At 64.5% G+C, this 4,727-nt stretch carries 3 protein-coding genes and 1 pseudogene; all 4 read right to left on the bottom strand.

The annotated features are described in order from the left end of the window. Positions 1-971 (bottom strand): GTP-binding protein (locus tag L995_RS13510; protein WP_047472245.1); only part of this gene is annotated, 971 nt, incomplete at its 3' end. A gap of 66 nt (positions 972-1,037) precedes the next feature. Beyond that, positions 1,038-1,436 (bottom strand): Fur family transcriptional regulator, encoded by a 399-nt coding sequence (locus L995_RS13505; protein WP_052195802.1) that lies wholly within the window; start codon positions 1,434-1,436, stop codon positions 1,038-1,040. Between the two features lie 375 nt (positions 1,437-1,811). Beyond that, positions 1,812-4,046, bottom strand: a complete 2,235-nt coding sequence (locus L995_RS13500) for an NADP-dependent isocitrate dehydrogenase (RefSeq protein WP_047472243.1) — start codon at positions 4,044-4,046, stop codon at positions 1,812-1,814. Positions 4,047-4,384: 338 nt separating this feature from the next. Continuing rightward, a pseudogene (locus L995_RS13495) lies at positions 4,385-4,727 on the bottom strand (helix-turn-helix domain-containing protein); the annotation flags it as partial.

The raw sequence follows: 4,727 nt of genomic DNA, 5'->3' as shown, positions 1-4,727 counted from the left end.
GGGCCATGGCGGGCCACGGCGCCGGCCTGTGACCAGGAGCCGGCCAGCGCCGGATGGCTGGCCAGCCAGAAAAACCCCTTGGAGCGCACCACGCCCGGCCATTCGCTTTGCACCAGGCCGAAGAAGCGCCGGGGATGAAAGGGGCGGCGGGCGCGGTAGACAAAGCTGGCAACGCCATAGGCCTCGGTCTCGGGCTGGTGCGTGCCACGCAACTGCTGCAGCCAGCCCGGCGCCCTGGAAGCCTCCTCGAAATCGAACAGCCCCGTATCGAGCACGCGATCCAGCGGCAGCTGGCCGAAGGACGCGATCTCCAGCCTGGCACGCGGGTTGAGCCCGCGCAGGATGGCCATCAGCCGCGTGCAGTCCTCCTCGGTGACCAAGTCGATCTTGTTGAGCACGATCACATCGCAGAACTCCACCTGCTCGATCAGTAGATCGACCACGGTGCGGCGGTCCTCCTCGCCCAGCGATTCGCCGCGCGAGCGCAGGCTGTCACGCGAGCCATAGTCGTGCAGAAAGTTGAAGGCATCGACCACGGTCACCATGGTGTCCAGCCGCGCCACATCGCCCAGGCTGCGTCCGTCCTCGCCCGCGAAGGTGAAGGTCTCGGCCACCGGCAGCGGCTCGGAGATGCCCGTGGACTCGATGACCAGCTGGTCGAAGCGGCCCTCGCCCGCCAGCCGCGCCACCTCCAGCAGCAGGTCCTCGCGCAGCGTGCAGCAGATGCAGCCATTGCTCATCTCCACCAGCTTTTCGTCGGTACGCGACAGGCCGGCCCCGCCATCGCGCACCAGGGCCGCGTCGATGTTGACCTCGGACATGTCGTTGACGATGACGGCCACGCGCCGACCTTCGCGGTTGTGCAGGATGTGGTTGAGCAAGGTGGTCTTGCCCGCGCCCAGAAAGCCCGACAGTACGGTCACCGGCAATCGGGCATGCGGCGGCTGAACCGGCGCTACGGTATGCATCATGGAATCTCTCAAGCAGGGAAAGGGAGCACGCTGCTGGCACTGCAGCCGCGTGCGGCAGGCAGGGCCTCAGGCGTGCAGCGCAGTGCAGGCAGAGCACTTGCCATGCAGCTCGATGTTCGAATGGGCCAGCGCGAACGCATGGCCATGCGCCCAGCTGCCCAGGCAGCGGTTGAGCGCGTCGTCGACAAACTCGTCCACCTGCCCGCAGCTGTCGCAGATCGCAAAGGCCGAGAAGTCATGGCTGCCCTCGTCCGGGTGCGAGCAGCACACATAGGCGTTCAACGACTCCAGGCGGTGGACCACGCCCTGCTCGGCCAGCTTGTCCAGCGCGCGGTAGACCTGCGTGGGGGCGCTCAGCCCGTGGTCACGCAGCTGGTCGAGCAGTGCATAGGCCGTGCGCGGTGCACCGGCCTGGCGCAGGGCGTCGAGCACCCGTTGCTGGTTGGCGGTCAAAGGGGAAGGCATGGCGATTTCCTGGTCAAAAAAGCGTGTGGCGACGATGTGTTTCGTAGGATCTGTCACGTTATAACATAACAAACTCCATTCCACCGCCTTGACGGCAGGCAAGACCGGCTTTCCATCGCGCATGGAAAATGGCCCCCACGCTCCCCTTGCTGCGCAAGGTCCGCTGCCCCCCGTGGGGGACGCGTTTTCATCTTGGGGCGGCCCGGCGATGAAAAATGGCCCCCACGCTCCCCTTGCTGCGCAAGGTCGGCTGCCCCCACCGAGGGGCGCGTTTTCATCTTGGGGCGGTACGGCAAAAAAAAATGGCCGCCCTTGCGGGTCGGCCGGTCATGCTTCAAGCCTGCCGGGACCTGGTCCCGGCAAAGGTGAAGTGGCTTACAGCAGCGCGTCGATGGCTGCGTTGAACGTGGCGCTGGGGCGCATCACGGCATCCATCTTGGCCACGTCGGGCATGTAGTAGCCACCGATGTCCACGGCCTTGCCCTGCACGGTGCGCAGCTCTTCGATGATCTTGGACTCGTTGTCGGCCAGTTGCTTGGCCAGCGAAGCGAACTTGGAGGCCAGTTCGGCATCTTCCGTCTGCGCCGCCAGGGCCTGTGCCCAGTACAGGGCGATGTAGAACTGGCTGCCACGGTTGTCCAGCTCGCCGGTGCGGCGCGAAGGCGACTTGTCTTCGTCCAGCAGCTTGCCTGTGGCTTCATCCAGGGTCTTGGCCAGCAGCTTGGCGCGGGCGTTGTCGTTCTTGATGCCCAAGTCTTCCAGCGACACGGCCAGTGCCAGGAACTCGCCCAGCGAATCCCAGCGCAGGTGGTTTTCTTCCACCAGCTGCTGCACGTGCTTGGGAGCCGAGCCGCCGGCGCCCGTTTCGTACATGCCGCCGCCGGCCATCAGGGGCACGATGGACAGCATCTTTGCCGAGGTGCCCAGTTCCATGATAGGGAACAGGTCGGTCAGGTAGTCGCGCAGGATGTTGCCGGTCACCGAGATGGTGTCCAGGCCGCGGGCCACGCGCTCCAGCGTGTAGCGCATGGCGCGGACCTGGGACAGGATGTGGATTTCCAGGCCCGTGGTGTCGTAGTCCTTCAGGTAGGTGTTGACCTTCTTGATCAGCTCGGCTTCGTGCGGACGATAGGGGTCCAGCCAGAACACGGCAGGCATGCCGGAGTTGCGGGCACGCGTGACGGCCAGCTTGACCCAGTCGCGGATGGGCGCATCCTTGACCTGGCACATGCGCCAGATGTCGCCCTGCTCCACGTTCTGGCTCATCAGCACTTCGCCGGTGGCCAGATCGACGATGTTGGCAACGCCGTCTTCCTCGATCTCGAAGGTCTTGTCGTGCGAGCCGTACTCTTCGGCCTTTTGCGCCATCAGGCCCACGTTGGGCACGGTGCCCATGGTCTTGGGGTCGAAGTTGCCGTGCCACTTGCAGAAGTTGATCATCTCCTGATAGATGCGGGCAAAGGTGGACTCAGGCATCACGGCCTTGCAGTCGTAGGGCTTGCCGTCGGCGCCCCACATCTTGCCGCCCTGGCGGATCATGGCGGGCATGGACGCGTCAACGATCACGTCGTTGGGCGAGTGGAAGTTGGTGATGCCCTTGGCCGAGTCCACCATCGCCAGCGCGGGACGGTGTTCCTGGCAGGCGTGCAGGTCACGGATGATCTCTTCGCGCAGCGAGGCGGGCAGCGTCTCGATCTTCTCGTACAGCGTGGACATGCCGTTGTTGACGTTGACGCCCAGCTCGTCGAACAGCTTGCCGTGCTTCTCGAAGGCTTCCTTGTAGTAGATCCTCACGCAGTGGCCGAACACGATGGGGTGCGAGACCTTCATCATCGTGGCCTTGACGTGCAGCGAGAACAGGATGCCGGCGTCGCGGCAGTCGTCCAGTTCCTTTTCGTAGAAGTCGCACAGCGCCTTCTTGCTCATGAACATGGAGTCGATGATCTCGCCGGCCTGCAGCGCGACCTTGGGCTTGAGCACCACGGTCTTGCCGCTCTTGGTGGTCAGCTCCATCTTGACGTCGCGGGCCTTGTCCAGGGTCATGGACTTTTCGCCGTGGTAGAAGTCGCCGTGCTCCATGTGCGAGACATGGGTTTGCGACCACTGCTTCCACTCGCCCATGGAGTGCGGGTGCTTCTTGGCGTAGTTCTTGACGGCGGCGGGAGCGCGGCGGTCGGAGTTGCCCTCGCGCAGCACGGGGTTCACGGCCGAGCCCAGGCACTTGCCGTAGCGCGCCTTGATGTCCTTTTCCTGGTCGTTGGACGGGTTCTCGGGGTAGTCGGGCAGTGCATAGCCCTTGGCCTGCAGTTCCTTGATGGCAGCGGTCAGCTGGGCCACCGAGGCGCTGATGTTGGGCAGCTTGATGATGTTGACATCGGGCTCCAGCGTCTTCTTGCCCAGTTCGGACAAGGTGTTGGGCACGCGCTGGCCTTCGGCCAGCAGGTCCGAGAACTCACCCAGGATGCGGTGGGCCACGGAGATGTCGGCGGTCTCGACATTCACGCCGGCGGGTGCGGCAAAGGCGCGCACCACAGGCAGGAAGGCACTGGTGGCCAGGCGCGGGGCCTCATCGGTCAGGGTGTAGATGATGGTGGGTTGCTGCGTGCTCATCTCTTGTCTCAGGTAGTGAAAAAGGTAGGGGTCGCGCCGCAGGCCGTCGAACCGGGCATCCGCTAGGGGAAACGGGCCGGTGCAGCCTGACGCTGTAGGACCGTCACGCAATGCCCCGTCGCGCCAGCATGCTGCCCCGGCGTTTTCTGCAATGCGATCCCACAATACAAAATTCTAAGCGGAACCTGCCGGATTTTTTAAGTCTTGTAGAAGACTTAGGGTTTTACAGCGGCATTCAGGCCCTGTTTTCACAGGGAAACGGCTTGTGCCCCCCGCGTTTTCTGCCATGCAAAAAATGCTGTGGCGTGACAGACACGGAGGCGGAGCCGACCACCGGGTCAAACCCAGAGCCGATACATCCAGAACGATTCATCGTGCTCGAAGCGCCTCGCAAACTCCCCCGGCGAAAACCCCGTGATCTGGCGCACGGCCCGGCACATATGGGCCTGGTCGGAAAAGCCCTCATCCAGCGCCAGCGCGGCCCAGTCCAGGGCCTGCCCCTGTTCGTGGTGGCGCCGCGCCGCATGGAACAGGCCTTCCGTGCGCACCATGCCCTGCCACTGCCGGATGGAGCGGCCGCTGGCCAGCTTGATGCGCCGCTCCACCTGGCGCAGGCCCAGCGAACCCTGCCATTGGCGGGCCTGCAGCCCCAGCCGCGCCACCCAGTGCCGGCCGAACTCG

Source organism: Delftia sp. ZNC0008 (assembly GCF_000799035.1).
Lineage (GTDB): Bacteria > Pseudomonadota > Gammaproteobacteria > Burkholderiales > Burkholderiaceae_C > Comamonas > Comamonas tsuruhatensis.
The sequence above is the reverse complement of the archived record's forward strand: the minus strand, read 5'-3'. Positions and strand labels throughout refer to the sequence as shown.

Bases quoted from the DNA above. Each gene is read 5' to 3' on its own strand.
- L995_RS13505 (WP_052195802.1), bottom strand. From the start codon at position 1,436: ATGCCTTCCCCTTTGACCGCCAACCAGCAACGGGTGCTCGACGCCCTG.
- L995_RS13500 (WP_047472243.1), bottom strand. From the start codon at position 4,046: ATGAGCACGCAGCAACCCACCATCATCTACACCCTGACCGATGAGGCC.